Here is a 23713-nt window from a genome sequence, read left to right as displayed (position 1 = left end):
CGACGGGCCGGCGTCGCTTTTCCGCCCGGTGCGGGACCAGGCCGCCCGGGTCTGCCACGATCGGCGCGTGGGGCTGAGGACGATCGGCGGCTGGCTGCAGGAGCAGCACGTGCAGCTGCACATGGGGCGGTGGCTGCTGGAGCTCGACGACGCCCGCGCGGAGCGGGAGTTCACGTCGTACGACGACGTGCGCGGCCTCGCCGAGGGACGCTTCGCGCTCTACATCGGGATCGCGCTCACCCTCACCTACGCCGTGGTCGACGTCCTCGTCCTCGACGAGCTCCAGATCGACGTCAGCCTGGCCCGGCTGGCCGTCGTGCTCCTCTTCGCCGGCGCGGTGCTCGTGACCGGGCGGGCCATCTGGGTCGGGCGGCACCTGCAGGTCTCCTCGGTGGTGCTGCTCACCGTCGTGCTGCTGATGCTCGGCACGACGCTGGGGCGCGCGGCCGACTTCCCGACCGAGTACCTCACCACCTCGTGCACGGTCACCCTCTTCGGCGCGATCGGCCTGCTGCGGCTGCGGATGCACGCCGTGCTGGTGATGGCCGGGGTCTACACGGCGGTGTGCCTCAGCCTCCCCGGCGCGCTGCAGGGCGTGGACGCACTGGCACGCAACGTGGCGCCGACGCTCGGCCTGGCCGCGATCGCCGTCGTCATCGGCTTCTCGCTCGAGAAGCTGCGCCGCACCGACTACCTGCGCCAGCGCGAGGTGGAGGCCGAGCAGGCCCGCTCCGACGAGCTCCTGCACAACGTGCTGCCCGCCCCCATCGCGCGCCGGCTGCGCACCGAGCCGGGCGGGATCGCGGACTCGGCACCAGAGGTGAGCGTGCTCTTCTCCGACATCGTCGGCTTCACGCCGGTCTCCGAGGCGCTCGCGCCCGAGGACCTGGTGCAGCTGCTCGACACGATGTTCCGCGAGTTCGACGAGCTCTGCGAGGCGCGCGGCATCGAGAAGATCAAGACCGTCGGCGACGCCTACATGGCCGTCGCCGGCCTGCCGGAGCCGGACCCCGACCACGCCGCGTCCCTGGCCGAGCTCGCGCTCGACATGCAGCGCACCCTGGCCCGCCTCTCCCCCGCCTGGCCCAGCCCGATCGCGATGCGGATCGGCATCGCCTCCGGCCCCGTCGTCGCCGGGGTCATCGGCCGGCGCCGGTTCACCTACGACCTGTGGGGCGACACGGTGAACACCGCGAGCCGGATGGAGTCGCACGGCCGCCCCCACCGCATCCAGGTCTCCGCCGCCACCCACGCCCTCCTCGAGAGCCGCTACACCTTCAGCGACCCGCAGGTGGTCGACGTCAAGGGCAAGGGCCCGATGACGACGTACTTCCTCCTCGGCAGCAACCTCTGACCCGCCCCTCCCGTGTCGAGTGGTCAGATCCGGCATGTTGAAGCGTCAGATGTGGCGTGTCGAGCGGTCACTTCCGGCACGTCGAGGCGTCACTTCCGGCACGTCGAGGCGTCACTTCCGGCACGTCGAGAGGTCAGTACGAGCGCCTGACGTCTCGACCCGCCACAAATGACGCTTCAACCCGCCACAGGTGACGTCTCGACCCGCCACAAGTGACGCCTCGACCCGCCACAACTGACGTCTCGACGGGTCAGGAGGACTTGCTGGCGCGGAGGGCCTTCCAGCCGAGGGAGCCGAGGAGGACGGCGATCACGAAGTTCACGACGATCAGCACGCTGTGCGCGACCCAGTAGCCGGTGGCGCGGTCCTCCCCCGCGTCCCAGGCGTCGTAGAGGTTCCTGGCGAAGTTGCCGAAGGTCACGACGTTCCAGGCTGCGACGGCCAGGAGCAGCAGCGCGTGCTTGCGCTCGAGCTTCACGGGGTGTCCCCTTCCACGGGATGGTTGTGGCTCGCGTCGGTGTGCGCCCAGGCCGCGGCGAGCAGCACGACCCGGGAGAAGTAGTTGATCCACACGAGCAGGATCAGGGCGATGCCGAAGGCCTGGAAGGCGGGCCGGCCCTGGGTGAGGGTCAGCAGCAGGCCGGAGGCCTGCTTGAGCAGCTCGAAGCCGACGGCACCGAGCAGGGCGCCGGACCACAGCGCGTGCGAGGGCGCCGGTGGCTCGGCGAGCAGGCGGAACATGAGGAAGAACAGCAGGGTGCCGATGGCGACGCCGAGCGCGAGCGCGGCGACCGAGAGCAACCAGCCGAGGCTGCTGGCCAGGCCGACCAGCTCGAGCACCTCCCCGGAGAGGCGGGTGACGACACCGGAGACGGCGACGCTGAGCAGCAGCACGAGGCCCAGGACGCAGAGCGCGCCGAGGTCGCGTCCCTTGCCGCGCAGGTACGACGGCCGCTCGGCGCGCGGGAGGCCGAACATCACTGACAGGGCGAACCTCATCGACGAGACCCAGCCGAGGCCGGCGTACAGCAGGCCGAGGACGCCGACGAGCCCGACGCTGCCGATCAGGCCCGGCAGCACGGCGTCGATCGCGNCAGGGCGAACCTCATCGACGAGACCCAGCCGAGGGCAGCCTCGATGTCCTCGAGGGACACGTCGTGCTCGCCGGAGCCGATCAGGCCCGGCAGCACGGCGTCGATCGCGTCGACCAGGGCGTCCTGGGCGTCGGGGAAGACCCGGGAGGCCCAGCCGACGGCGAAGAACGCCAGCGCGAGCAGCGGGAAGACCGACAGGAAGCCGTAGTAGGTGACCCCGCCGGCCTGCTGGTTGCCCTCGACCCGCAGGTAGTGCTCACCCGCCCGGGCGGCGTGGTCGACCGCCGCGGAGCGCCGCCGGGCGCGGGCCAGGACGGCGCGGGCGCGGGCGGCGGGGGCGGGCACGGGAGGGTCCGGTGGGGAGGTGCGGCAGGCGTCAGAGCGGGAAGGTGCGGGCGGAGCGCCAGCCCTCCTGCTCGTCGTGGACGTAGAGGTGGAAGTCGGTGACGTCGAAGCGGCAGTCGAAGCCGGCGAGCTCCTCGAAGGCCCGGTCCAGGGCGGCGTCGTCGAGGTGGTGGGCGATCGTGACGTGCGGATGGTAGGGGAAGTGCAGGTCGACGGCGAGCGGGCCGCGCCGGACCGCCTCGGCGAGCTGCTCGCACTGGGAGATCCCCTCGACGAGGCCCACGAAGACCACCGGCGAGACCGGCCGGAAGGTCGCGGTGCCGCGCAGGTGCACGGTGAACGGGGCGACGCTCCGCGCCGCCTCGGCGAGGTGCTCCTCGACCTCGGTGAGGTCGCCGTCGACCTCGGTCGGCGGGATCAGGGTGATGTGGCTCGGCACGCCGGCGGCGGTGGGGTCGCCGATGGCCAGCCGGTAGTCGTAGAGCTGGCTGGCCCACGGCTCCGGCACCGCGATGGCGACGCCGATCACCGTCATCAGGACTCCGGGGAGCGCAGGGCGGTGGGGGCGACGAAGCCGACCCGCTGGTAGACGTCGCGCAGGGTGGCCTCGGCGACGGCACCGGCCGTCTCGGCGCCCCTGGCGAGGACCTGCATGAGGTGGTCCTGGTCGTCGAGGAGCTCGAGGGTCCGCTCGCGGAACGGGGTGACGAACTCGACCACCACCTCGGCGAGGTCCTTCTTGAGGTCGCCGTACATGCGGCCGGCGTACTGCTCCTCGAGCGCAGCGACCGACTCGCCGGTGAGGGCCGAGTAGATCGTGAGCAGGTTGCTGACGCCGGGCTTCTCCTCCTGGTCGAAGCGGACCTCGGTGCCGGAGTCGGTGACCGCGGAGCGGATCTTCTTCGCGGTGACCTTCGGGTCGTCGAGCATGTCGATGATGCCGCCGGGGGCCGAGCTCGACTTCGACATCTTCTTCGTCGGCTCCTGGAGGTCGTACAGCTTCGCCGTCGCCTTGAGGATGTACGGCTCGGGGAGCCGGAAAGTCTTCTTGAAGCGGCTGTTGAAGCGCTGGGCGAGGTCGCGGGTAAGCTCGAGGTGCTGGCGCTGGTCCTCGCCGACCGGCACGTAGTGCGGGCGGTAGAGCAGGATGTCGGCGGCCATCAGCACCGGGTAGGCGAACAGGCCCACGCTCGCGGCGCCCTCGCCCTCCTTGGCCGACTTGTCCTTGAACTGGGTCATCCGGCGCGCCTCGCCGAAGCCGGTGAGGCCGTTGAGCACCCAGGCCAGCTGCGCGTGGGCGGGCACGTGGCTCTGCACGAAGATCGCCGAGCGCTCCGGGTCGACACCAGCCGCGATCAGCTGGGCCGCGCCGCGCAGGGTGCGCTCGCGCAGGGCCTTGGGGTCCCAGTCGACGGTCAGCGCGTGCATGTCCGCGATGAAGAAGAACGGCTGGTGGTCGCGCTGCAGGTCCACCCACTGCCGGACCGCACCCACGTAGTTGCCGAGGTGGAAGGAGTCCGAGGTCGGCTGGATCCCGGAGAGGACGCGCGGGCGGGCGACCCCCTCGGGCACGGCCGGCTGGGCGGTCTCCGGCACGGGCGGGTGCTCGGTCGTGGCGGACATGGCTCCGATTCTCTCAGGCGACGGCGCGCCGGGTCACGCGGGTGCGGCGGCCGCGACCTGGCGCCGGTGGACGGTCGCGGAGACCAGGAGGATCGCCAGCCCGACCGTCGCGAGGGCGGCACCGACGAGCGCCGGAGCACGGTAGCCGGCGGCGATGACGATGCCGCCGAGCCAGGCGCCCAGGGCGTTGGCGATGTTGAGGGCGGCGTGGTTCATCGCGGCGCCGAGGGTCACCGCTCCCCCGGCGACGTCCATCAGGCGCAGCTGGAGGTTGACCACGAGGACCGACCCGGTGGCGGTCACGAGGAAGGCGACCGGCATCAGCACCCAGCCGTGAGGAGCTGCCACGAAGTAGACGAGCATCAGCACGATCCCGGTCGCGCTGGACAGCAGCAGGCTGCGGTAGACCGACCACGCAGCCAGCTCGCCGGCCAGCCAGGTGCCGGCCACCATGCCGAGGCCGAGGGCGAGGACGAAGAAGGGCACGGTGCCGCGCTCGAGGTCGCCGACGACGGTGACCGTCTTCGCGATGTAGGAGTAGACCGCGAACATCCCGCCGAAGCCGACCGAGCCGACGGCCATCGTCAGCCAGACCTGCAGGCTGCCGAAGAACTCCCGGGCCTCCTTGCGGCCGCTCGCCTCGGGGTCGCCGGGCATGGAGGGGACGGCGGCGAGCACCATCGCGGCGGTGGCGAGGGCGAGCAGTCCCCCCAGCAGGTAGGTCGCGCGCCAGCCGACCTGCTGGCCGAGGAACGTCGCCAGCGGTACGCCGACGACGTTGGCCACGGACAGGCCGAGCATCACGCTGGCGACCGCCCGGCCGCGACGCTCGGGCGAGACCAGGCTGGCCGCGACGAGGCTGGCGACGCCGAAGTAGGCGCCGTGCGGGAGGCCGTCGAGGAAGCGCGCGGCGGTGAGCACCTCGTAGCTGGGAGCGGCGGCGCTGAGGATGTTGAAGGCGGCGTACGCACCCATCAGGCCGACGAGCATGCCACGCCGCGGCAGGGCGGCGCCGAAGAAGGCGAGGATCGGCACGCCGACGACGACGCCGAGGGCGTAGGCCGAGATGACGTGGCCGGCGGTCGGGACGGAGACGTCGACACCCTCGGCGACCTCGGGCAGCACGCCCATGGTCATGAACTCGGTGGTGCCGATCGTGAACCCGCCGACGGCGAGGGCCAGGATCGCGAGCACCGGCCGGGCGTGGGGCACCTCGGGGCGGACGTCGTCGGGGGTCGTCGTCGGCGCAGAGGTCACGTGTGGCTGCAACCCCTGCGCCGCGACGGCTATTCCGTGGTGGTCCCGGGCGTGGGGACCGTCACTCCTGGGTGGCCTCGACCGGCTCCTCGGCCGTACGACGGGCGCGGGCCTCGTAGGCGGCGCGGGCCGAGAGGTCGGCGGAGTTGAGCACCTCGTCGGCCTTGATCATGCGGGTGATGCCGTCCTGGACCACGCGCGGCAGGGCGAGGGTCGGCTTGCTGATCGCCTGGCCCCAGCGCGGGACCCACATCTCGGCGCGCGGCTTGCGCACGGCCGACTCGATCACCTCGGCGACGTCGTCGGCGGTGACCTTCTTGACGCCGCGGGCGGCCGGGACGCCGGTGGCGAGCTCGGTCTGCACGACGCTCGGCAGGACCATCGTCACGTCGACGCCGGCGGGCGCGAGCTCCTGGCGCACCGCCTCGGTGAACCCGACGACCGCGAACTTCGACGCGGAGTAGGTCGCGCCGTTGGCCAGCGCGACCCGGCCCACCGCGGAGGCGACATTGATGATGTGGCCGCTGCCGCGCTCGACCATCCCGGGGCCGACCAGCTTGGTGCCGTGGATGACGCCGTAGACGTTGACGTCCATGATCGCCTTGGTCACCCCGTCGGGCTCCTCGAGCACCGGGCCGAGCGGCATGATGCCGGCGTTGTTGACCAGCACGTCCCACGGGCCGAAGTGGCCGACCTCGTCGAGGAAGGCCTCCCACGACTCGCGGCTGCCGACGTCGAGCCGCGCCGAGGTGACCTTCTGGTCGCCGTACTCGGCGGCGACGGAGGCGGCCAGGTTCGCGTCGAGGTCACCGATCGCAACCCGGGCGCCCTGGCGGACGAAGCGGTCGACGGTCGCGCGGCCGATGCCGCGGGCGCCTCCGGTGATGATGACGGACAGGCCGGCGATGGAGCGGCTCATGAGGGGTGCCTCCGGTTGTTGGTGGGTCAGAGTCGGACGAGGTCGATGGGCTGGCCGTCCTTGGGGAACGGCAGCGAGTGGTTGTCGAGCGGGGCGACGTACGACGGATCGACGTGCCAGCAGTGGGTGCGCAGGAGGCGGTGCATGATCGCCTTCACCTCGGCGCCCGCGAAGTGGAGGCCGATGCACTTGTGCACACCGCCCCCGAAGGGCGACCAGGCGTAGCGGTGCACCTTGTCCTCGCGGCGCTCCGGGGAGAACCGCTCGGGGTCGAAGCGCAGCGGGTCCGGCCACAGCTCGGGCATGAGGTGGGTGAACTGCACGCCGACGGCGACCGGCGAGCCGGCCGGGATGCGCACGCCCTGCACGACGGTGTCCTTCACCGCGTGGCGCGCGACCGTCGGCACCGGAGCGCGCAGCCGCAGGCTCTCCTTCATCACGAGCTCGAGCGACGTGAGGCCCTCGAGCTCCTCGAGCGTCGGCTCGTCACCGAGGGCCATCGACTCCTCGCGGCAGCGCTCCTGCCACTCGGGGTGCTGGCCGAGCAGCTGCAGCATGGTGGCCGTGGTGATGGTGGAGGTGTCGTGGGCCGCCATCATCAGGAAGATCATGTGGTTGACGACGTCGTCGTCGGAGAACCGCTGCCCGTCCTCGGTCTCGATGTGGCACAGCACCGAGAACAGGTCGTCCGTCGCGTGCGCCCGCTTCTGCGGCAGGTAGTGGCGCAGGAAGTCCTCCAGCACCTTGCGGCCGCGGAACGCGCGGCCCCACCGGGTCAGCGGCACGTTCGCGCGCACCACCCCGGCAGCGGCCTGGACGCAGTCGATGAATGCCTTGTTGACCCGGTCCATCTCCTCGCGGGAGGTGTCGGCGGCGCCACCCATGAAGATGTCCGCGGCGACGTCGAGGGTCAGCTGCTTGAGCGCCGGGTAGCACTGGAAGCCCTCCCCCGGCTGCCACTCGGCGAGGCCACGCGCGATCGCGGGGTGCATGAGGCCGACGTACGACGTCAGCCGGGCACGGGTGAACGCCTCCTGCATGATCCGCCGGTGGGCGTGGTGCTCCTCGAAGTCGAGCAGCATCAGCCCGCGGCGGAAGAACGGACCGACGAGCTTGCCCCACGCCGGGCCGTTGGCGAACGCCTTCTCCGGGTTGCGGAAGGCCTCCTCGACGGCGTCGGGGCCGAGCAGGACGACGTAGTCCTGCCCGAGGAAGCGCAGCGGCGAGACCGGGCCGTAGGTGCCCCACTGGTGCTGCATGAGCGCGACCGGGTCCTTGGCGTAGGCGAGGCTGCGCCCGAGCACGGGCAGGCCGCGGTCACCGGGGGCCACGGACGGTAGGGGGAGGACCTCTGGTGCTGCCATCACTACTCCTCGACGCTGGGGAGACGCTGGGTTCGGGCACCAGAGTGATTCAGGAAGGGCGTCCTGTCAACCTTCCTTTTCCAGCGAGTTTCCGGCAAGGTGGTCCCCGTGGCCGTGCAGTCAGGGATCTACAAGGGGGTCAGCGCCGCTGACCGGATGGCGGAGCGACGCTCCCGCCTGCTCGACGCGACCCTGTCCGTGTGGGCCGACCCCGAGCAGCGCACGACGATGACCGGGGTGTGCGCCACCGCCGGCCTCACCGAGCGCTACTTCTACGAGAGCTTCAAGAACCTCGACGAGGCCCAGTCCGCGGTCCTCGAGGCCGTGGCGACCGAGATCGAGCAGGTCGCCCAGGACGCCGCCCAGGCCGCCGGCACGGACCCCGCGACCCGCATCCGCGCCGCGATCCGCGCCTTCCTCGAGCTGCTCGTCGCCGATCCCCGCAAGGGCCGGGTCGCGATCATCGAGGCCGGCACGATGCCGTCGCTGCGCGGGCGTCGTACCGACCTGCTGCGCCACTTCGCCCACCTCGCCAGCGTCGAGGCCCACGAGCGCGCCGGCCTCCAGCGCCGCGAGCGCGAGGCCGACCTCGCCGGCCTGCTGTTCATCGGCGGCATGGCCGAGCTCGTCACCGCCTGGCTCGACGGGGTCCTGGAGACCACCCCGGACGAGATCGTGGAGACCGCGAGCCGGAGCTTCCTGGGGCTGTACGGGTAGGGGTGGGAATCACCTCCTCAGAGGCGATTCCCTCACTTCCTGACCGTTGCAACGGTCAGGAAGCAGCGGAACCGGTCAGGAAGTGGCCCGGGAATCACCGCCTGGGCGGCGATTCCCGGACTTGTTGACTGCTGCAGCGGCCACCAGGTCCGGGAAGCGGCCACCAAGTGGTGCCCGAACGGCGATGGTCAGCCGGCCAGGTGCGCCCAGTCGGCCGACAGCTCCGACCACGGACCGACCGCGGCGAGCTGCCCGTCGACGAGTACGACGACCCGGTCCGCCTGGGCCAGCGCGGCCCGCTTGGAGGTGGCACCGATGACCGTGGTGTGCCGCTCGCGCAGCGCCGCCCACAGCTCGATCTCGGTGGCCGCGTCGAGCGCGCTGGAGACGTCGTCGGCCAGCAGCAGCTCGGAGTCGGCCGCGAGGGCGCGGGCCAGCGCGAGGCGCTGGACCTGGCCGCCGGACAGCCGCACGCCGCGGTGGCCGATGAGTGCGTCCGCGCCGCCGGCCTCGGCGAGGTCGAGCGAGAGCCGGGCGGTCTCGACCGGCTGGTCGATCGGCCGGTCGTGGCCGAGCAGGATGTTGTCGGCGAAGGTGCCCGAGAGCACCCGCGGGACCTGCGCGACGTGCGAGACCTGGCCGGGGCGCAGGAAGGCCTCCGGGTCGGCGACCTCCTGGCCGTTCCAGCGCAGCGAGCCGCGGTGCTCGATCAGGCCGGCGAGCGAGGACAGCAGGCTGGACTTGCCCGAGCCGACCTGGCCGACGAGCAGCACCAGCTCACCCCGCTCGACGGTGAGGTCGACGCCGGTGGCGCCGATCGTGCCGTCGTCGTGGATCGCGCTGTAGCCGGACAGCTCGAGCCGCTCGAGGGCGACCCGCTGCGGTGCCACCGGGTCGGGGGCGGTGCCCGCGACCAGGTCGATGCCGTCGGGCATCGCCATCAGGTCGGTGCCGCCGGCGAAGCGGGAGGTGGCACGCTGCCACGACCGGACGCCGGGGGCCTCGGTGACGACGGCGCCGGCGACACGGCCGAACCAGTCGAAGCCGTTGACCGCGGTCGCGACGAGCAGCGCGGTCGCCAGGCCCCACACGTCGGCGAGGTAGAGCGCCCACGCGGCGACGACGCCGACCTGGACCATCACGATCGGGACGCCGTCGAGCACGGCCTGCACCCGGTGCTCGAAGACGGCGGCCTCCACGCGGCCGTCGTCGACCTTGCGCAGGTGGGCGTGCACGTGCGGCGTGCGGCCGGCGAGCTTGACCGTCCGCGCCGACTCCACGGCGGACACGACGGCCCGGCCGAAGCGGGCGCGGGCTGCCGAGGAGCGGGCGGCGGAGCGGCCGGCGATCGGGCGGCCCAGCGACGAGGCGAGCGCGCTGGTGACCATCACGACGAGCAGGACCGCGCCGGCGAGCCAGGTGCCGCCGGCGAGCATGGTGATGCCCGCGATGAGCAGTCCGTTGACGAAGTCGACCCAGCGGTCGGCGTACCGCGCGTAGCGGTCGGCGTCCATCGACCGCGCGACCACCTCGCCGGCGGGCGTGCGCTCCAGGCGGTGGGTGCGCACCTGCCCCAGCAGGACGGCCATCCGCACCCGCAGCATGACCTCGATCCACCAGCGGGGGTAGCGCCGGAAGGCGTCGGCGAGCAGGAAGGGCGCGAGCAGCAGCGAACCGACGAGGACGACGACGAGCGTGGTGACGTCACCGTCGGCCTCGAGCCGCTCCACGACGCGGCCCCAGAGGAAGCCGGTGACCGCGCCGAGCGGGGCGAAGATGGTGCCGCCCAGGAAGAGCACCACCGACCAAGCGCCCCACCACGGGCGGACCCAGAAGGCGTTCCAGGTGCCGCGCGCGAGCGAGGAGCCCTCCGGGACCTCGGGCCGCTGCGGCGGTTCGCCCGTACTCGAAGCCGTGGGTGTCGCTGGCCGCGAGCAACCGGCGGAACGGGCCGTCGACGACGGCGAGGTCGTCGCGCGGGCCGTGCTGGATGACCTCGCCGTGGTCGAGGACGGCGACGGCCTCGGCGCGCTCGATGGTGCTGAGCCGGTGGGCGACCAGGATGCCGGTGCGGCCGCTGATCAGCCGGTCGGCGGCGGCGACCACCCGCGCCTCGGTGACGGGGTCCATGCGGGCGGTGGCCTCGTCGAGGACGACGACCTGGACGTGGCGCACGAGCAGGCGCGCGAACGCCACCAGCTGCTCCTCCCCCGCCGACAGCGCGGTGCCGCCGGGGCCGAGCAGGGTGTCGAGCCCGTCGGGCAGGCCGGCGACCCACTCGGTGAGGCCGAGCTCCTCGACCGCTGCCTCGACCTCCTCGCGCGGCACCGGCGCGAAGAGGGTGATGTTCTCGGCGAGCGTGCCGGCGAGGATCTCGGTGCGCTGGGTGACCACGCCGACGCGGCGGCGCAGGCCGTCGAGGTCGAGGGTGGTGATGTCGACCCCGCCGAGGAAGATCGTCCCCGGCGGCGGCTCTGCGGCGCGCGAGAGCAGCGAGGCGAGCGTGGACTTGCCGGAGCCGGTGCGGCCGACGAGCGCGAGCGTGTGCCCCGCCTCGACGTACAGGTTCACGTCGCGCAGCGCGAAGGAGCCCTCGGCGTAGGAGAAGTCGAGGTGCCGGATGCGCAGGTCGAGCGCGCCGGCGGGGAGGTCCTCGCCGCCGACCGGCTCGGCCTCGACGGCCAGCAGCTGGCGCAGGCGCAGCACCGCGCCCAGCCCGGCCTGGATGTCGGGGAGCTGGTGGGCGAGCTGGTTGATCTGGCCGACGAAGATCGTGGTGACGAGGAAGAGCGTGACCAGCTCGGCCACGTTGAGCCGGTCGCCGCTGACGAGCAGGACGCCGGAGACGGCGATCGCAGCCAGCAGCCCGTGCAGCACCAGGCCGACCCTCACCGCGAGGCGGGCCTCGACCGCCAGCACCTTGCGGAACTTCTCGTGCACGTCGGCGGAGAGCTGCGCGAGGCGTCGTACGGCGAACGCCTGGCCCAGGCTGGTGCGCAGGTCGTCGCGTCCGGCGACACCCTCCTCCAGCGCAGCGGCGTGGTCGGTCCAGGCAGCCTCCTCGACCACCTTCCGGCGGGCGATCTCGACCAGCGCGGGGCGCATCAGCCAGACCGTCAGGCCGCCGACGACGGGGAACAGGAAGAAGGCCGGCCACCAGGTGAAGCCAGCGACCAGCCACATGGGCACCGAGGCGAAGGCGGTGCGCATCGCCATCCAGATCTGCTGCCGCAGCAGGGTGCCGACCTCGTGGGTGTCGTCGTCGACGCGGTCCAGGACCTCGCCGACGGCCTGCTCGGTGAGGTGCTCGAGGGGCTGGTGCAGCGCAGCGCTGAGCAGGTCGCCGCGCAGCCGGCCCTCGGCGCGGTCGACCACGCCTGCCCACACCACGCGGCCGGTGGTGTCGACGGCGGCGGCCCCGACGACGAGGAAGGCCAGCCACCACACCAGGGAGGCGGTCGGGTGGTCGGCGATGCGGCCCGCGACGACGGTCCCCAGCGCCTGGCCGAGGGCGCCCAGCGCGACGGCGGCGACGGCGAAGCCGGCGGCAGGGGTGCGCAGCCGGCGCCAGTCGACGCGGCGGGCGGGATCGACCGGTCGGACCGGCTCAGGAACTGCCGCGGGGGCCCGGTCCAGGGTCGTGGTCACTGGATCGATCGTAATGGTCGTCGCCGACGGACGCCCCTGATTTTCTGGGCGACCCCCGTCACTGCCGGAAGACTTCCGGCGGCGCCGTGGCAGGGGCGGCGAACACACGAACGAGCCGGCCGCGCAGGGTGCGCGACCGGCTCGTCCCGGTGCTGCTGGAGGCCCGCGTCAGGCGGGCTCCCGGTGGTGCCTCAGAACGCCGCGAGCGCCTCGTTGAGGGTGGCGCTGGGCCGCATCACGGCCGCGGTCTTCTCGGCGTCGGGGCGGTAGTAGCCACCGATGTCGGCGGGCTTGCCCTGGACGGCGATCAGCTCCTCGGCGATCTTCTGCTCGTTGCTGCGCAGCGTCTCGGCCAGCGGCTTGAACGCCTCGGCGAGCGCAGCGTCGTCGGTCTGCGAGGCGAGCTCCTCGGCCCAGTAGAGGGCGAGGTAGAAGTGCGATCCCCGGTTGTCGGTCGTGCCGAGCTTGCGGCCCGGCGAGCGGTCCTCGTTGAGGAAGGTGCCGGTCGCGCGGTCGAGGGCGGCGGCGAGCACCTTCGCCGCGGGGGCGTCGGCCTGCTCGGCGTACTTCTCCAGCGAAGGGACGAGGGCGAAGAACTCGCCCAGGCTGTCCCAGCGCAGGTAGTTCTCCTCGACCAGCTGCTGCACGTGCTTCGGCGCCGAGCCGCCCGCGCCGGTCTCGAAGAGGCCGCCGCCGGCGATGAGCGGGACGACCGAGAGCATCTTCGCCGACGTGCCGAGCTCGAGGATCGGGAACAGGTCGGTGTTGTAGTCGCGCAGCACGTTGCCGGTGACCGAGATGGTGTCGAGGCCCTTGCGCATCCGCTCGAGCGAGTACGCCGTCGCCTGCTCTGGCGAGAGGATCTGGATCTCGAGGCCCTCGGTGTCGTGCTCGGGCAGGTAGGCGTTGACCTTCTTGATCAGCTCCGCGTCGTGGGCACGCGACTCGTTGAGCCAGAAGATCGCCGGGGTCTGCGAGGCACGGGCCCGGGTGACGGCGAGCTTGACCCAGTCGCGGACCGGGACGTCCTTGGTCTGGCAGGCGCGCCAGATGTCGCCGGCCTGGACGTCGTGCTCGAGCAGCACGTCGCCGTTGGAGGCCAGCACGCGGACGGTGCCGTCGGCCGGGATCTCGAAGGTCTTGTCGTGCGAGCCGTACTCCTCGGCCGCCTGCGCCATGAGGCCGACGTTCGGGACGGTGCCGATGGTGGCCGGGTCGAGCGGGCCGTTCTTCTTCACGTCCTCGATGACGGCCTGGTAGACGCCGGCGTAGGAGGAGTCCGGGATGACCGCGAGGGTGTCGTCCTCGCCGCCGTCGGCGCCCCACAGGCGGCCGCCGTTGCGGATGAGGGCCGGCATCGAGGCGTCGACGATGACGTCGGACGGCACGTGCAGGTTGGTGATGCCCTTGTCGGAATTGACGTAGGACAGGCGCGGGCCGTCCTGCAGGGCGGCCTCGAAGGCCGTCTTGATCTCGGCGCCGTTCTCGACGGCGTCGAGGCCGGACAGGATGGCACCGAGGCCGTCGTTGGCCGAGAGGCCGGCGGCGGCCAGCTGGTCGCCGTACTGGGCGAAGACGTCGGCGAAGTAGGCCTTGACCGCGTGGCCGAAGATGATCGGGTCGGAGACCTTCATCATCGTCGCCTTGAGGTGCAGCGAGAACAGCACGTCCTCGGCCCTGGCCTGGGCGATGGCGTTGCGCAGGAAGCCCTGCAGGTGCGCGGCCTCCATCTTGGTGGCGTCGACGATCTCGCCGGCGAGGACCTTCAGGCCCTCCTTGAGGACGACGCTCTCGCCGGCCTCGGTCTCCAGCACGATCGAGAGGACGTCGTCCTCCGCCAGGGTCACCGACTTCTCGTTGCTCGCGAAGTCGTGCTCGCCCATGGTGGCGACGTTGGTCTTCGAGCCGTCGGAGAACGGCTTGTTGGTGTGCGGGTGGGTCTTGGCGTAGTTCTTCACCGACGCCGGCGCGCGGCGGTCGGAGTTGCCCTCGCGCAGGACCGGGTTGACCGCGGAGCCCTTGACCTTGTCGTACTTGGCCCGGATCTCCTTCTCCTCCTCGGTGGAGGGCGACTCGGGGTAGTCCGGTACGTCGAAGCCCTGCGCCTGCAGCTCCTTGATCGCGGCCTTGAGCTGCGGGATCGAGGCGGAGATGTTGGGGAGCTTGACGATGTTGGCCTCAGGCGTCTTGGCCAGCTCGCCGAGCTCGGTGAGCGCGTCGTCGGCGAGGCCGAACTGCGCGAGGATGCGGGCGGCGACCGAGATGTCGCGCGTCTCGACGTTCACGCCGGCCTTGGCGGCGTACGCCTCGACGATCGGCAGGAAGGAGTACGTCGCGAGCAGCGGCGCCTCGTCGGTGTGGGTGTAGATGATGCTCGACATGTTCGGGCGTCACTCCTGGGGCCGTTGGTGGGATTCTTGACGTCAAGATACCTGATGTCGGGGCGGGAGCCCCCTTCGTGGCCACCCTAGGCGGAGTCCCGGGGAACCGGGGACGGCCGTTTCCCCCGGCCCGAGGGCCTCCGCATGCCTCGCCAGGGCGGCCGCGTGCCTCGCCGGGGCCGGGCTCCGACGGGTCTAGGCTGGAATTCCAGTGACCCGGCTGGTTTTCGGGAGCCGGACCGAGGAAGGGTTGACCCCATGACGCAAGAAGCGATGGCCGACCAGTCGGCCGACACTCCTGAGACCCCACCGACCACCCTGCAGAAGCTGCTGGCCGAGTTCATCGGCACCTTCGCGCTGGTCCTGTTTGGCTGCGGCGTGGCCGTGGTCAACAGCGGCTCCGTCGTCCAGACCGGGCTCGCCTTCGGCCTGACGGTGACGCTGATGGCCTACGCGTTCGGCCGGATCTCCGGCGGGCACTTCAACCCCGCCGTCTCCGTCGGCGCGGCGCTCGCGGGCCGGATCTCGTGGCGTGACACCGGCGTGTACGTCGCCGTGCAGTTCGCCGGCGGCATCGTGGGCGCGCTGGTGCTGATGATCCTGATGTTCGGCGTCGACGGCTTCGAGGCCTTCGACGACCGCTTCGCCCTCGGCACCAACGGCTTCAGCCACGGCGACTACGACTACGCCTGGTGGGCCGCGTTCCTGGTCGAGCTGCTGATGACCTTCATGTTCATCCTGGTGATCCTCGCGGTCACCGACCAGCGCAACCGGGCGATCGCCGCCCTGGCGCCGCTCGCCATCGGCGTCACCCTCGCGGTCATCCACTTCATGCTGATCCCGCTGACCGGCACCTCGGTGAACCCGGCCCGCTCGCTCGGCCCGGCGCTGTTCAGCGGCGGTGACTGGATCGTCCAGGTCTGGCCGTTCCTCATCGCCCCGTTCGTCGGCGGCGCGGCGGCCGGCCTGCTCTACCCGGTGCTGTTCGGCCGTGACGCCGACCCGGTCGCGGGCTCCGGCCTCAGCTTCGGCAGCGGCGGCTCGTCGGACCCGGGGTTCACCCAGCAGTGGAACCAGGGCTACCCGCAGCCGAACTTCGGCCAGCAGCAGGACTTCGGCGGCCAGCAGCAGCCCGGCTACGGCCAGGGGCAGGACCAGCCGATCATCCAGGACGGCTGGCAGTGGGACCCCGCCTCGCAGCAGTGGATCCCGGCCCAGCAGCCCGGCGCGCAGGGTTCGTCCGCCCCGGCTCCCTCGCCCTCCCCCGCACCCGACCACGGCCAGGGTGGCGGCTGGGCGCCTCCGGCGAGCGACCAGACCCAGGTGCGTCCGCCGCAGCAGTGACGCAGTGAGACAGTGACGCAGTGACACCGGTCGGCACCGGGGCCTCGCCGAGGTCCTGACGTCGACCCGACAGCGGGGTCCACCCTCCGGGGTGGGCCCCGCTCCGCGTTCTCCCTGCCGCGCCCGCCGCGGCAGGGGCTGTCCGGGGCCGGTTCCGGGCCGGACTTGTCGACGTCTTCTTGCGCTTGTTGGCCGTTGCAAGCGTCGACAAGCGCGGGAATCCCCGCCCAGGCGGGGATTCCTGCAGCCGACTCCTACTCCGGCCGGGTGAGGTCGACCAGCGCGGTCTCGCCGACCAGCACCAGGCCGACGCCGCGGGCGTAGACCTCGCGTCGCGTCAGCCCGGCTGCGTCACGGACCTCGAGCTCGACGGTGTCGTCGAACTCTCCCTGCGGTACGACGGCGCCCCCGTCGAGGCGCTCCACGGTCGCGACCTCGTCGCCGCTGGTCGAGCGGCCGGTCACGAAGCCGTCACCGCGGCGGGGGTCGGCCGGCATGGCCAGGCCCGCCTCGGCACCGTCGACACCGGCGGTCCACTCCCCCTCGCGGCCGAACCACCACACGTTGCCGGCGGTGTCCTGCGCGTAGTGGTCGCGGACCACCGTGCCGTCGGCGGAGGTGCGGACGAGGTCGGTGGTCGCGACGCCCGCGACCTCCGGCCCGGCAGCGACCTCGACGACCAGGGTCTCGGTCGTGGCTCGCGGGACGTCGTACTCCCACCGCGTGCCGGGCAGCAGCGGGAACCACGGGTTGTCGACGACCTCCACGAAGTCGTCGGCGTCAGGGTCGGGGGTCGGGACGACGAGCTGGTCCACGCCCGACGGGGGGCTCGGCGGGGAGCCGGAGCCGCAGCCGGCGAGGGTCGTCGTCGTGGCCAGCAGGGCCGCCAGCGCCGCCGTGGCGAGGGGGGCCCGGGTTCGCATGCGGCCCATGGTCTCGCACGCGTGGCTACGCCCCCGCGACGGGCCATCCGCTGCTAGCGTCACGGAGACAGCCCAGACCCCTGAGGAGAGTGTCCTGTGAGCACCACCCCGCTCAAGGTGGCCGTGACCGGCGCCGCCGGCCAGATCGGCTACAGCCTGCTGTTCCGCATCGCCAGCGGCGCGATCGCCGGCGACCGTCCCGTCGAGCTGCGCCTGCTGGAGATCGAGCCCGCGCTCAAGGCCCTCGAGGGCGTCGTCATGGAGCTCGACGACTGCGCGTTCCCGAACCTCGCCGGCATCGAGATCGGCGCCGACCCGGAGAAGATCTTCGACGGGGTCAACCTCGCCCTCCTCGTCGGCGCGCGCCCCCGCGGCCCGGGCATGGAGCGCGGCGACCTGCTCTCCGCCAACGGCGCGATCTTCACCGCCCAGGGCAAGGCGCTCAACAAGGTCGCCGCCGACGACGTGCGCATCGGCGTCACCGGCAACCCGGCCAACACCAACGCGCTGATCGCGGCGAGCAACGCGCCCGACATCCCCAAGGAGCGGTTCTCGGCGCTGACCCGCCTCGACCACAACCGGGCGATCTCGCAGCTCGCGGCGAAGACCGGCGCGAAGGTCACCGACATCAAGAAGATGACGATCTGGGGCAACCACTCGGCGACGCAGTACCCCGACATCTTCCACGCCGAGATCAGCGGCCGGAACGCCGCCGAGGTCGTCGACGACCAGGCGTGGATCGCCGACACCTTCATCCCGACCGTCGCCAAGCGCGGCGCCGCGATCATCGACGCCCGTGGCGCCTCGTCGGCCGCGTCGGCCGCGTCCGCGACCTGCGACGCCGCCCGCGACTGGCTGCACGGCACCCCCGAGGGCGACTGGGTCTCCATGGCGGTCGTCTCCGACGGCTCCTACGGCGTCCCGGAGGGCCTGGTCTCCTCGTTCCCGGTCACCACCTCGAACGGCGAGTGGAGCATCGTCCAGGGCCTGGAGATCGACGAGTTCTCCCGCGGCAAGATCGACGCCTCCGTCGCCGAGCTGGCCGACGAGAAGGCCGCCGTCACCGAGCTGGGTCTCATCTGAGGCCCACCTGACGGGTCGTACGACGAGGGGCCGGTGCCGTCGGGCACCGGCCCCTCGTCGTACCTGGTGGCCGTTGCTGGGACTTGTTGGCTGCTGCAGCGGCCAACAAGCTCGGGAATCGCCGCCCAGGCGGTGATTCCCGGCGCCACCCCACACCCGCCTCGCGGCGGTCCTCCTGACCGTTCCTGCTGGGCTGCTCAGACCGGCTGGTCGGGGATGCTCGCGGCGAGCACGAAGAGCGCACCGGCGATCACGACGAGGATCGCGACGTCGAGGACGCGGTGGCGAACGGCGAGCATGCCGGCGTCGCGGTCGGGCAGGACCAGGCGTCCTGCGGCCGCGGCGGTCAGCGCGCCGGCGACGATGCGGATGCCGGTGCGCCAGTCGGACGCGGCGGCCACGACGACGCCGACGATGGTCAGCGCCACGACGACGATGTAGAGGGCACCGCCGATCGTGGAGGGGTAGCGGCGCGGCGCGGGCGGCTCGGCCTCACCAGCCTCCACCTCGCCAGGCTCCACCTCGCCCGCCTCGACCTCACCGGCCTGGCCCGCGGGTCCGGGCTGGTCGGCGTCGCCGGAGTGGTCGGCGCCGGCCCCGTCAGCACTGGTCCCGTCGGCACCGGCCCCGTCACCACCGGCCTCCTCGGGCGCGGTGGTGTCCGTGGCGTCGGGCGGGCTGCCCTCCCCGGGCTCCTCCGCGACGTGCGGCTCCTCGTTCAGTGCGCTGCCTTCCCGCCCTCGGCCTGCGTCTCGGCCATCGCGACCACGTTCGCCAGCAGCATGGCGCGGGTCATGGGGCCGACGCCACCCGGGTTGGGCGAGACCCACCCCGCGGTCTCCCAGACGTCGGCGGCGACGTCGCCGGCGATCTTGCCGTCGACGCGGCTCACGCCCACGTCGAGGACGGCCGCGCCGGGCTTGACCATGTCGCCGGTGATGATGTCGGGCACGCCCGCGGCGGCGACCACGATGTCGGCCTTGCGCACGTGCGCGGCGAGGTCGACGGTGCCGGTGTGGCACAGGGTCACGGTGGCGTTCTCGCTGCGGCGGGTGAGCAGCAGGCCGAGCGGGCGGCCGACGGTGACGCCGCGGCCGACCACGACCACCTCGGCGCCCGCGATCGGGACGTCGTGGCGGCGCAGCAGCTCGACGATGCCGTACGGCGTGCACGGCAGCGGCGCCTCGTTGCCGAGCACCAGCCAGCCCAGGTTGGTCGGGTGGAGGCCGTCGGCGTCCTTGGCGGGGTCGATCAGGCCGAGCACGCGGTTCTCGTCGCGCCCGCGCGGCAGCGGCAGCTGGACGATGTAGCCGGTGCACGCCGGGTCGGCGTTGAGCGTGGCGACCGCCTCCTCGATCTCCTCCTGGGTGGCGACCTCGGGGAGGTCGACGCGGATGGAGGCGATCCCGACCTCGGCGCAGTCCTTGTGCTTGCCGTTGACGTACCAGCGCGAGCCGGGGTCGTCGCCGACCAGCACGGTGCCGAGCCCGGGGGTGATGCCCTGCTCGTGCAGCCGCTCGATGCGGACGCGCAGCTCGTCCTTGATGGCGGCAGCGGTCGCGTTGCCGTCGAGCTTCTGTGCAGTCACGTCGTTGATCCTTCCAGATCGGTCAGGTCGGGGTCAGGTCGGAGCAGGACGCGCCCGTGCCGCCGGACCGGCCGGACGTGACGGGCGACATGGCTCGCTCGGTCCGGCTCAGTGGAAGAAGTGGCGGGTGCCGGTGAAGTACATCGTCACCCCGGCCGCGGCGCAGGCTGCGATGGTCTCCTCGTCGCGCACCGAGCCGCCCGGCTGCACGATCGCCTTCACGCCGGCGTCGATGAGGATCTGCGGGCCGTCGGCGAACGGGAAGAACGCGTCGGAGGCGGCCACCGCACCGCGGGCACGCTCCTGGCCCTCGACGAGGGTGTTGGCGCGCTCGACGGCGAGCTTGCAGGAGTCGACACGGTTGACCTGGCCCATGCCGATGCCGACGGCGCCGCCGTCCTTCGCCAGCAGGATGGCGTTGGACTTCGCGGCCCGGACCGCACGCCAGGCGAAGGCGAGGTCGGCGAGGGTCTGCTCGTCGGCCGCGTCGCCGGTGGCCAGCGTCCAGCCGGCCGGGTCGTCGCCCTCGGCCTGGAACTGGTCGACGTGCTGCACGAGCAGGCCACCGCTGATCGGGCGGGTCTCGACACCACCGGCGGTCAGCGGCTCGGCCACGAGGATCCGGATGTTCTTCTTGCCCTGGAGGACCTCGACCGCGCCCTCGTCGTACCCCGGCGCCACGATGACCTCGGTGAAGATCTCGGCGACCTGGCGCGCCATCTCGACCGAGACGGGCACGTTGGTGGCGATGACGCCACCGAACGCGGAGACCGGGTCGCACTCGTGCGCACGGCGGTGGGCCTCGGCGACGTCGGCGCCGACCGCGATGCCGCACGGGTTGGCGTGCTTGATGATCGCGACGGTCGGCTGGTCGCCGTGGTCGTACGCCGCGCGCCGGGCCGCGTCGGTGTCGACGTAGTTGTTGTAGGACATCTCCTTGCCGTGCAGCTGCTCGGCGGCGGCCAGGCCGCCGTTGCCGGCGCCGGCGGTGTAGAGGGCCGCCGGCTGGTGCGGGTTCTCGCCGTAGCGCAGCGTGGCGGACTTGTCGTAGGTGCCGCCGATCCACGCCGGGAAGCCGGTGCCCTCGGAGGTGTCGGTCAGCACGCTGCCCATCCAGGAGGCGACCTGGACGTCGTACGTCGCGGTGTGCACGAACGCCTTGGCGGCGAGCTCCTTGCGCTCGGCGTAGGTGAAGCCGCCGTTGCGGGCGGCGTCGAGGGCGCGGGCGTAGTCGGCACCGTCGGTGACGATCGCGACGGAGGGGTGGTTCTTCGCCGCGGCCCGGACCATGGAGGGGCCACCGATGTCGATCTTCTCGATGCAGTCGTCCACGCAGGCGCCGGAGGCGACCGTGGCGGCGAACGGGTAGAGGTTGACGACGACCAGGTCGAAGGGCGCGACGTCGAGCTGCTCGAGCTGGGAGACGTGCTCGGGCAGGCGGCGGTCGGCGAGGATGCCGGCGTGCACGCGCGGGTGCAGCGTCTTCACGCGGCCATCGAGGCACTCGGGGAACCCGGTCAGGTCCTCGACCTTCGTGACCGGCAGGCCGAGGGACTCGATGAGGGCGGCGGAGCCGCCGGTGGAGACCAGCTCGACGCCGGCGGCGGCCAGGCCCGTCACGAGCTCGTCGAGGCCGGTCTTGTCGAAGACGGAGACCAGCGCGCGCTTGATCTCGATCCGGTCGGGCGTGGCAGACATCGAGGGGCTCCTCAGGGTGGACTCATCGGTCGGTGATCTCGATGAGGGCACCCAGGCGATCGATGCCGACTCGTCACTCCCTGGTGGTGACCCACCTGCGCCAGTCGTGTGCCGCCGATTCTACGGCCGCTCAGCCGCCGAGGCGAACCCGACGGCCGTCGACGGTGAAGCCCTCCCGGGCCATCCGCCCGACCGAGTCGACGAGCATGGCCCGCTCGGCCACCTTGATCCGCTCGTGCAGCGACTCCACGGTGTCGTCGTCCTCGACCGGGACGACGGCCTGGGCCACGATCGCGCCGGTGTCGACCCCGGCGTCGACGACGAACAGGGTGGCGCCGGTGACCTTGACGCCGTACTCCAGCGCGTCGCGGGGGCCGTGCATGCCCGGGAACGACGGCGACAGCGCCGGGTGGGTGTTGACGGTGCGCCCGCCGAACGCGTCGAGGAAGGACTCCCCCACGAGCTTCATGAACCCGGCGAGCACGACCAGGTCGGGCTCGTGCGCGGCGACCTCGGCGGCGAGGGCACGGTCCCAGTCCTCGCGGGTCGGGTGGTCCTTCACCTTCGTGACGAAGGTCGGTACGCCGGCACGCTCGGCACGACGCAGCCCCTCGATGTCGTCGCGGTCCGCGCCGACGGCGACCACGCGGGCGCCGTACGCCGGGTCGGCACTGGCGTCGAGGATCGCCTGGAGGTTGGTGCCGGAGCCCGACACGAGGACGACGAGGCGGGCGGGTGCGGGCACGGGCGGAAGTCTAGGACGGGCGGGCCGGGCCACCACCGACGGCCGCACCTCCTGACCGTCCCTGCTGCTTCCTGGCCGTTGCAACGGTCAGGAAGTGTGGGAATCACCTCTGAGGAGGCGATTCCCGAGCCGCCGCGCCAAGCCACCGCGCCGAGCCCGCTCCGCGCCGACCCGGGCCACCTGGTGGCCGTTACCCGGACTTGTTGGCCGCTGCAGCAGTCAACAAGTTCGGGAATCACCGCCCAGGCGGTGATTCCCGGCCTACCGCCGCACCCGCTCCCGCAGCACTCCGAGCCGGGTCCGCAGCCACCCGTCACCGTCCCGCTGCCACCAGCAGACCAGGACCGCGCCGGCGAGGCCGCCGATGCCGAAGGAGGTGATGGCGTGGAGCAGGACCTCGAAGGTGTAGGGGCCGACGTGGGCCATCCGGCCGGGGCCGACGGCTCCGCCGGCGAGGGCGGTGAGGACGGCGAGGCCGACGCCGGCGAGGATGCCGCCGGCGCAACCGCGGATGGCGGCCTGGTCCCACCCGAGGACGGGGCGGTCGCGCTGGACCTTCGCGGCGACGAGTGCGGCGAGCAGGACCGGGGTGAGCATGAGCCACTCGGTCCACCACGGCTGCACGCCCTGGTCGGGCAGGGCGGCGAGCAGGGGGAACATCGGCAGCGGGCCGAGCACGACGGCGCTGGTGGACACGGTGGTGCCGGTGCCGACGGTGAACCCGGGGCCGAGCAGGTAGGAGCTGGAGAAGAGCACCGCGTTCGGCAGCACCAGCAGCGTGACGACGAGCATGAGCGTCACGGCGCCGGCGTCGGCGTGCAGCTGGGACACGACGTTGGCGGCCGTGGAGAAGTCGAGGACGAAGGCGGCCGCGAGCGCCAGCAGGCTGATCGCCACCCACAGCCCGAGGATCCGGCGGGCCACGAGCGCGGCGTCGCGGACGGCGGCGGGGACGAGCGGCAGCCAGATCGCGGCGCGCCCGGAGCCGAACGCGACGGCGGCGCCGCCCACCAGCCCGGCGAGCACGACCGACCACAGCACGACGGGCGCCTGGGCCGGGGAGGACGCGGGCGTGGCGGCGACCGCGCCGGTGACGACCGCGACCACGGCGTACCCGAGCGCGAACAGGCTCGCCGCGAGCGGGACGGTCCAGTCGCGGGCGCCGTCGGCGATCCGGTCGGCGTCGGGGCCGTGCCCGGAGACCGACTCTCCCACCCGGTGGCCGACCCGCCACGCCGCCCAGGCGCAGGCGAGGGTCAGGCCGAGCGGGATCGCGGTGATCCGGATGCCCTCCACGGCGACGGTCGAGCCGTGCGCGACCAGCCAGCCGTGCGCGCCGACGCGCAGCGCCCCGCTCGGGCTGCCGTCGGCGCCGGCGTCGGTGAGGAACCAGCCGACGACCGCGAGGGCCATGCACACCAGCAGCGGGCCGCCGGCGGCGACGGCACCACCGAGGGTCGCGGTGGGCACCAGCGGACGGCTGGTGGCCAGCTCGTGGCGCAGCTCGGCGTCGCTGCGGGCCGTGCCCTTGCCGTTGCGTCCGGCGGCACGGCGCACCGCGGGGTCCTGGAGCGACGTCATGGTCCGTCCATCTTCACGCCGCCACGGCGCCGGGACGGGCAGGCACGCC

General features: G+C 72.6%; 21 protein-coding genes. 4 read left to right on the top strand and 17 right to left on the bottom strand.

Annotation, left to right across the window (positions count from 1 at the left end):
- The first annotated feature begins 67 nt into the window (after window positions 1-67).
- Window positions 68-1354 (top strand): adenylate/guanylate cyclase domain-containing protein, encoded by a 1287-nt coding sequence (locus L615_RS00275; protein ID WP_145723710.1) that lies wholly within the window; start codon window positions 68-70, stop codon window positions 1352-1354.
- Between the two features lie 250 nt (window positions 1355-1604).
- Here the strand turns inward: L615_RS00275 and L615_RS00270 are convergent, their stop codons facing one another.
- From L615_RS00270 to L615_RS00235, 8 genes are all read right to left on the bottom strand, one after another.
- A complete protein-coding gene (locus L615_RS00270; protein WP_028653895.1) occupies window positions 1605-1832 on the bottom strand; it encodes an SCO4848 family membrane protein in 228 nt (75 codons plus the stop codon).
- A complete protein-coding gene (locus L615_RS00265; RefSeq protein ID WP_186449651.1) occupies window positions 1829-2434 on the bottom strand; it encodes a YhjD/YihY/BrkB family envelope integrity protein in 606 nt (201 codons plus the stop codon). The genes L615_RS00270 and L615_RS00265 overlap by 4 nt, the downstream gene beginning before the upstream one ends.
- Complete coding sequence (locus tag L615_RS00260) at window positions 2419-2793, bottom strand: YhjD/YihY/BrkB family envelope integrity protein (protein ID WP_145723708.1); 375 nt, start codon at window positions 2791-2793, stop codon at window positions 2419-2421. The genes L615_RS00265 and L615_RS00260 overlap by 16 nt, the downstream gene beginning before the upstream one ends.
- Window positions 2794-2824: 31 nt before the next feature.
- A complete protein-coding gene (locus L615_RS00255; RefSeq protein WP_028653894.1) occupies window positions 2825-3328 on the bottom strand; it encodes a 2'-5' RNA ligase family protein in 504 nt (167 codons plus the stop codon).
- Complete coding sequence (gene trpS / locus L615_RS00250) at window positions 3328-4416, bottom strand: tryptophan--tRNA ligase (RefSeq protein ID WP_145723707.1); 1089 nt, start codon at window positions 4414-4416, stop codon at window positions 3328-3330. The genes L615_RS00255 and trpS overlap by 1 nt, the downstream gene beginning before the upstream one ends.
- A gap of 33 nt (window positions 4417-4449) precedes the next feature.
- Entirely contained in the window at window positions 4450-5673 is a 1224-nt protein-coding gene (locus tag L615_RS00245; RefSeq protein WP_145723706.1) for an MFS transporter, read from the bottom strand.
- A 61-nt stretch (window positions 5674-5734) separates the two neighbouring features.
- Window positions 5735-6592 carry an SDR family oxidoreductase gene (locus L615_RS00240; protein WP_145723705.1) on the bottom strand — a complete coding sequence of 286 codons (858 nt, stop codon included), beginning with the start codon at window positions 6590-6592 and terminating at the stop codon, window positions 5735-5737.
- Between the two features lie 26 nt (window positions 6593-6618).
- On the bottom strand, window positions 6619-7956 hold the full coding sequence (locus tag L615_RS00235) for a cytochrome P450 (protein WP_145723704.1): 1338 nt from the start codon (window positions 7954-7956) through the stop codon (window positions 6619-6621).
- 108 nt (window positions 7957-8064) lie between these two features.
- Here L615_RS00235 and L615_RS00230 point away from each other — a divergent pair, with 108 nt between their 5' ends.
- Window positions 8065-8673, top strand: a complete 609-nt coding sequence (locus tag L615_RS00230; protein ID WP_145723703.1) for a TetR/AcrR family transcriptional regulator — start codon at window positions 8065-8067, stop codon at window positions 8671-8673.
- Between the two features lie 188 nt (window positions 8674-8861).
- Here L615_RS00230 and L615_RS23950 read toward each other — a convergent pair whose 3' ends face one another.
- The 3 genes from L615_RS23950 to L615_RS00220 all read right to left on the bottom strand — a co-directional run bounded on the left by L615_RS23950 (window position 8862) and on the right by L615_RS00220 (window position 14702).
- Window positions 8862-10475 (bottom strand): ABC transporter ATP-binding protein, encoded by a 1614-nt coding sequence (locus L615_RS23950; protein ID WP_261376501.1) that lies wholly within the window; start codon window positions 10473-10475, stop codon window positions 8862-8864.
- Entirely contained in the window at window positions 10378-12321 is a 1944-nt protein-coding gene (locus L615_RS23945) for an ABC transporter ATP-binding protein (protein WP_261376500.1), read from the bottom strand. The genes L615_RS23950 and L615_RS23945 overlap by 98 nt, the downstream gene beginning before the upstream one ends.
- A gap of 191 nt (window positions 12322-12512) precedes the next feature.
- Complete coding sequence (locus tag L615_RS00220; RefSeq protein WP_145723702.1) at window positions 12513-14702, bottom strand: NADP-dependent isocitrate dehydrogenase; 2190 nt, start codon at window positions 14700-14702, stop codon at window positions 12513-12515.
- 258 nt (window positions 14703-14960) lie between these two features.
- Here L615_RS00220 and L615_RS00215 point away from each other — a divergent pair, with 258 nt between their 5' ends.
- A complete protein-coding gene (locus L615_RS00215; protein WP_145723701.1) occupies window positions 14961-16046 on the top strand; it encodes an MIP/aquaporin family protein in 1086 nt (361 codons plus the stop codon).
- Between the two features lie 254 nt (window positions 16047-16300).
- On the opposite strand, the gene L615_RS00210 is transcribed toward L615_RS00215, so the two are convergent.
- On the bottom strand, window positions 16301-16969 hold the full coding sequence (locus L615_RS00210) for a hypothetical protein (protein WP_145723700.1): 669 nt from the start codon (window positions 16967-16969) through the stop codon (window positions 16301-16303).
- A 96-nt stretch (window positions 16970-17065) separates the two neighbouring features.
- On the opposite strand from L615_RS00210, the gene L615_RS00205 reads away from it, so the two are divergent.
- Window positions 17066-18052 carry a malate dehydrogenase gene (locus L615_RS00205; protein WP_028653885.1) on the top strand — a complete coding sequence of 329 codons (987 nt, stop codon included), beginning with the start codon at window positions 17066-17068 and terminating at the stop codon, window positions 18050-18052.
- 197 nt (window positions 18053-18249) lie between these two features.
- Here L615_RS00205 and L615_RS00200 read toward each other — a convergent pair whose 3' ends face one another.
- The 5 genes from L615_RS00200 to L615_RS00180 form a co-directional block, all read right to left on the bottom strand.
- On the bottom strand, window positions 18250-18558 hold the full coding sequence (locus L615_RS00200) for a DUF3017 domain-containing protein (protein WP_186449650.1): 309 nt from the start codon (window positions 18556-18558) through the stop codon (window positions 18250-18252).
- Between the two features lie 212 nt (window positions 18559-18770).
- Window positions 18771-19640, bottom strand: a complete 870-nt coding sequence (locus L615_RS00195; protein ID WP_028653884.1) for a bifunctional methylenetetrahydrofolate dehydrogenase/methenyltetrahydrofolate cyclohydrolase — start codon at window positions 19638-19640, stop codon at window positions 18771-18773.
- A gap of 108 nt (window positions 19641-19748) precedes the next feature.
- Window positions 19749-21338, bottom strand: coding sequence for a bifunctional phosphoribosylaminoimidazolecarboxamide formyltransferase/IMP cyclohydrolase (gene purH / locus L615_RS00190; RefSeq protein WP_145723699.1), 1590 nt, complete (start codon window positions 21336-21338; stop codon window positions 19749-19751).
- A 130-nt stretch (window positions 21339-21468) separates the two neighbouring features.
- Window positions 21469-22083 (bottom strand): phosphoribosylglycinamide formyltransferase, encoded by a 615-nt coding sequence (gene purN, locus L615_RS00185; protein ID WP_028653882.1) that lies wholly within the window; start codon window positions 22081-22083, stop codon window positions 21469-21471.
- Window positions 22084-22344: 261 nt separating this feature from the next.
- A complete protein-coding gene (locus tag L615_RS00180; RefSeq protein WP_051485315.1) occupies window positions 22345-23664 on the bottom strand; it encodes a DUF6350 family protein in 1320 nt (439 codons plus the stop codon).
- Window positions 23665-23713: the final 49 nt, after the last annotated feature.

It is taken from the genome of Nocardioides sp. J9 (genome assembly GCF_007829375.1).
Taxonomy (GTDB): Bacteria; Actinomycetota; Actinomycetes; order Propionibacteriales; family Nocardioidaceae; genus Nocardioides.
This window is presented reverse-complemented; position numbering and strand designations above follow the sequence as displayed.

Bases quoted from the DNA above. Each gene is read 5' to 3' on its own strand.
- L615_RS00180 (WP_051485315.1), bottom strand. From the start codon at position 23,664: ATGACGTCGCTCCAGGACCCCGCGGTGCGCCGTGCCGCCGGACGCAAC.
- L615_RS00255 (WP_028653894.1), bottom strand. From the start codon at position 3,328: ATGACGGTGATCGGCGTCGCCATCGCGGTGCCGGAGCCGTGGGCCAGC.
- L615_RS00240 (WP_145723705.1), bottom strand. From the start codon at position 6,592: ATGAGCCGCTCCATCGCCGGCCTGTCCGTCATCATCACCGGAGGCGCC.
- trpS (WP_145723707.1), bottom strand. From the start codon at position 4,416: ATGTCCGCCACGACCGAGCACCCGCCCGTGCCGGAGACCGCCCAGCCG.
- L615_RS00220 (WP_145723702.1), bottom strand. From the start codon at position 14,702: ATGTCGAGCATCATCTACACCCACACCGACGAGGCGCCGCTGCTCGCG.
- L615_RS00215 (WP_145723701.1), top strand. From the start codon at position 14,961: ATGACGCAAGAAGCGATGGCCGACCAGTCGGCCGACACTCCTGAGACC.
- purH (WP_145723699.1), bottom strand. From the start codon at position 21,338: ATGTCTGCCACGCCCGACCGGATCGAGATCAAGCGCGCGCTGGTCTCC.
- L615_RS00210 (WP_145723700.1), bottom strand. From the start codon at position 16,969: ATGCGAACCCGGGCCCCCCTCGCCACGGCGGCGCTGGCGGCCCTGCTG.
- L615_RS00235 (WP_145723704.1), bottom strand. From the start codon at position 7,956: ATGGCAGCACCAGAGGTCCTCCCCCTACCGTCCGTGGCCCCCGGTGAC.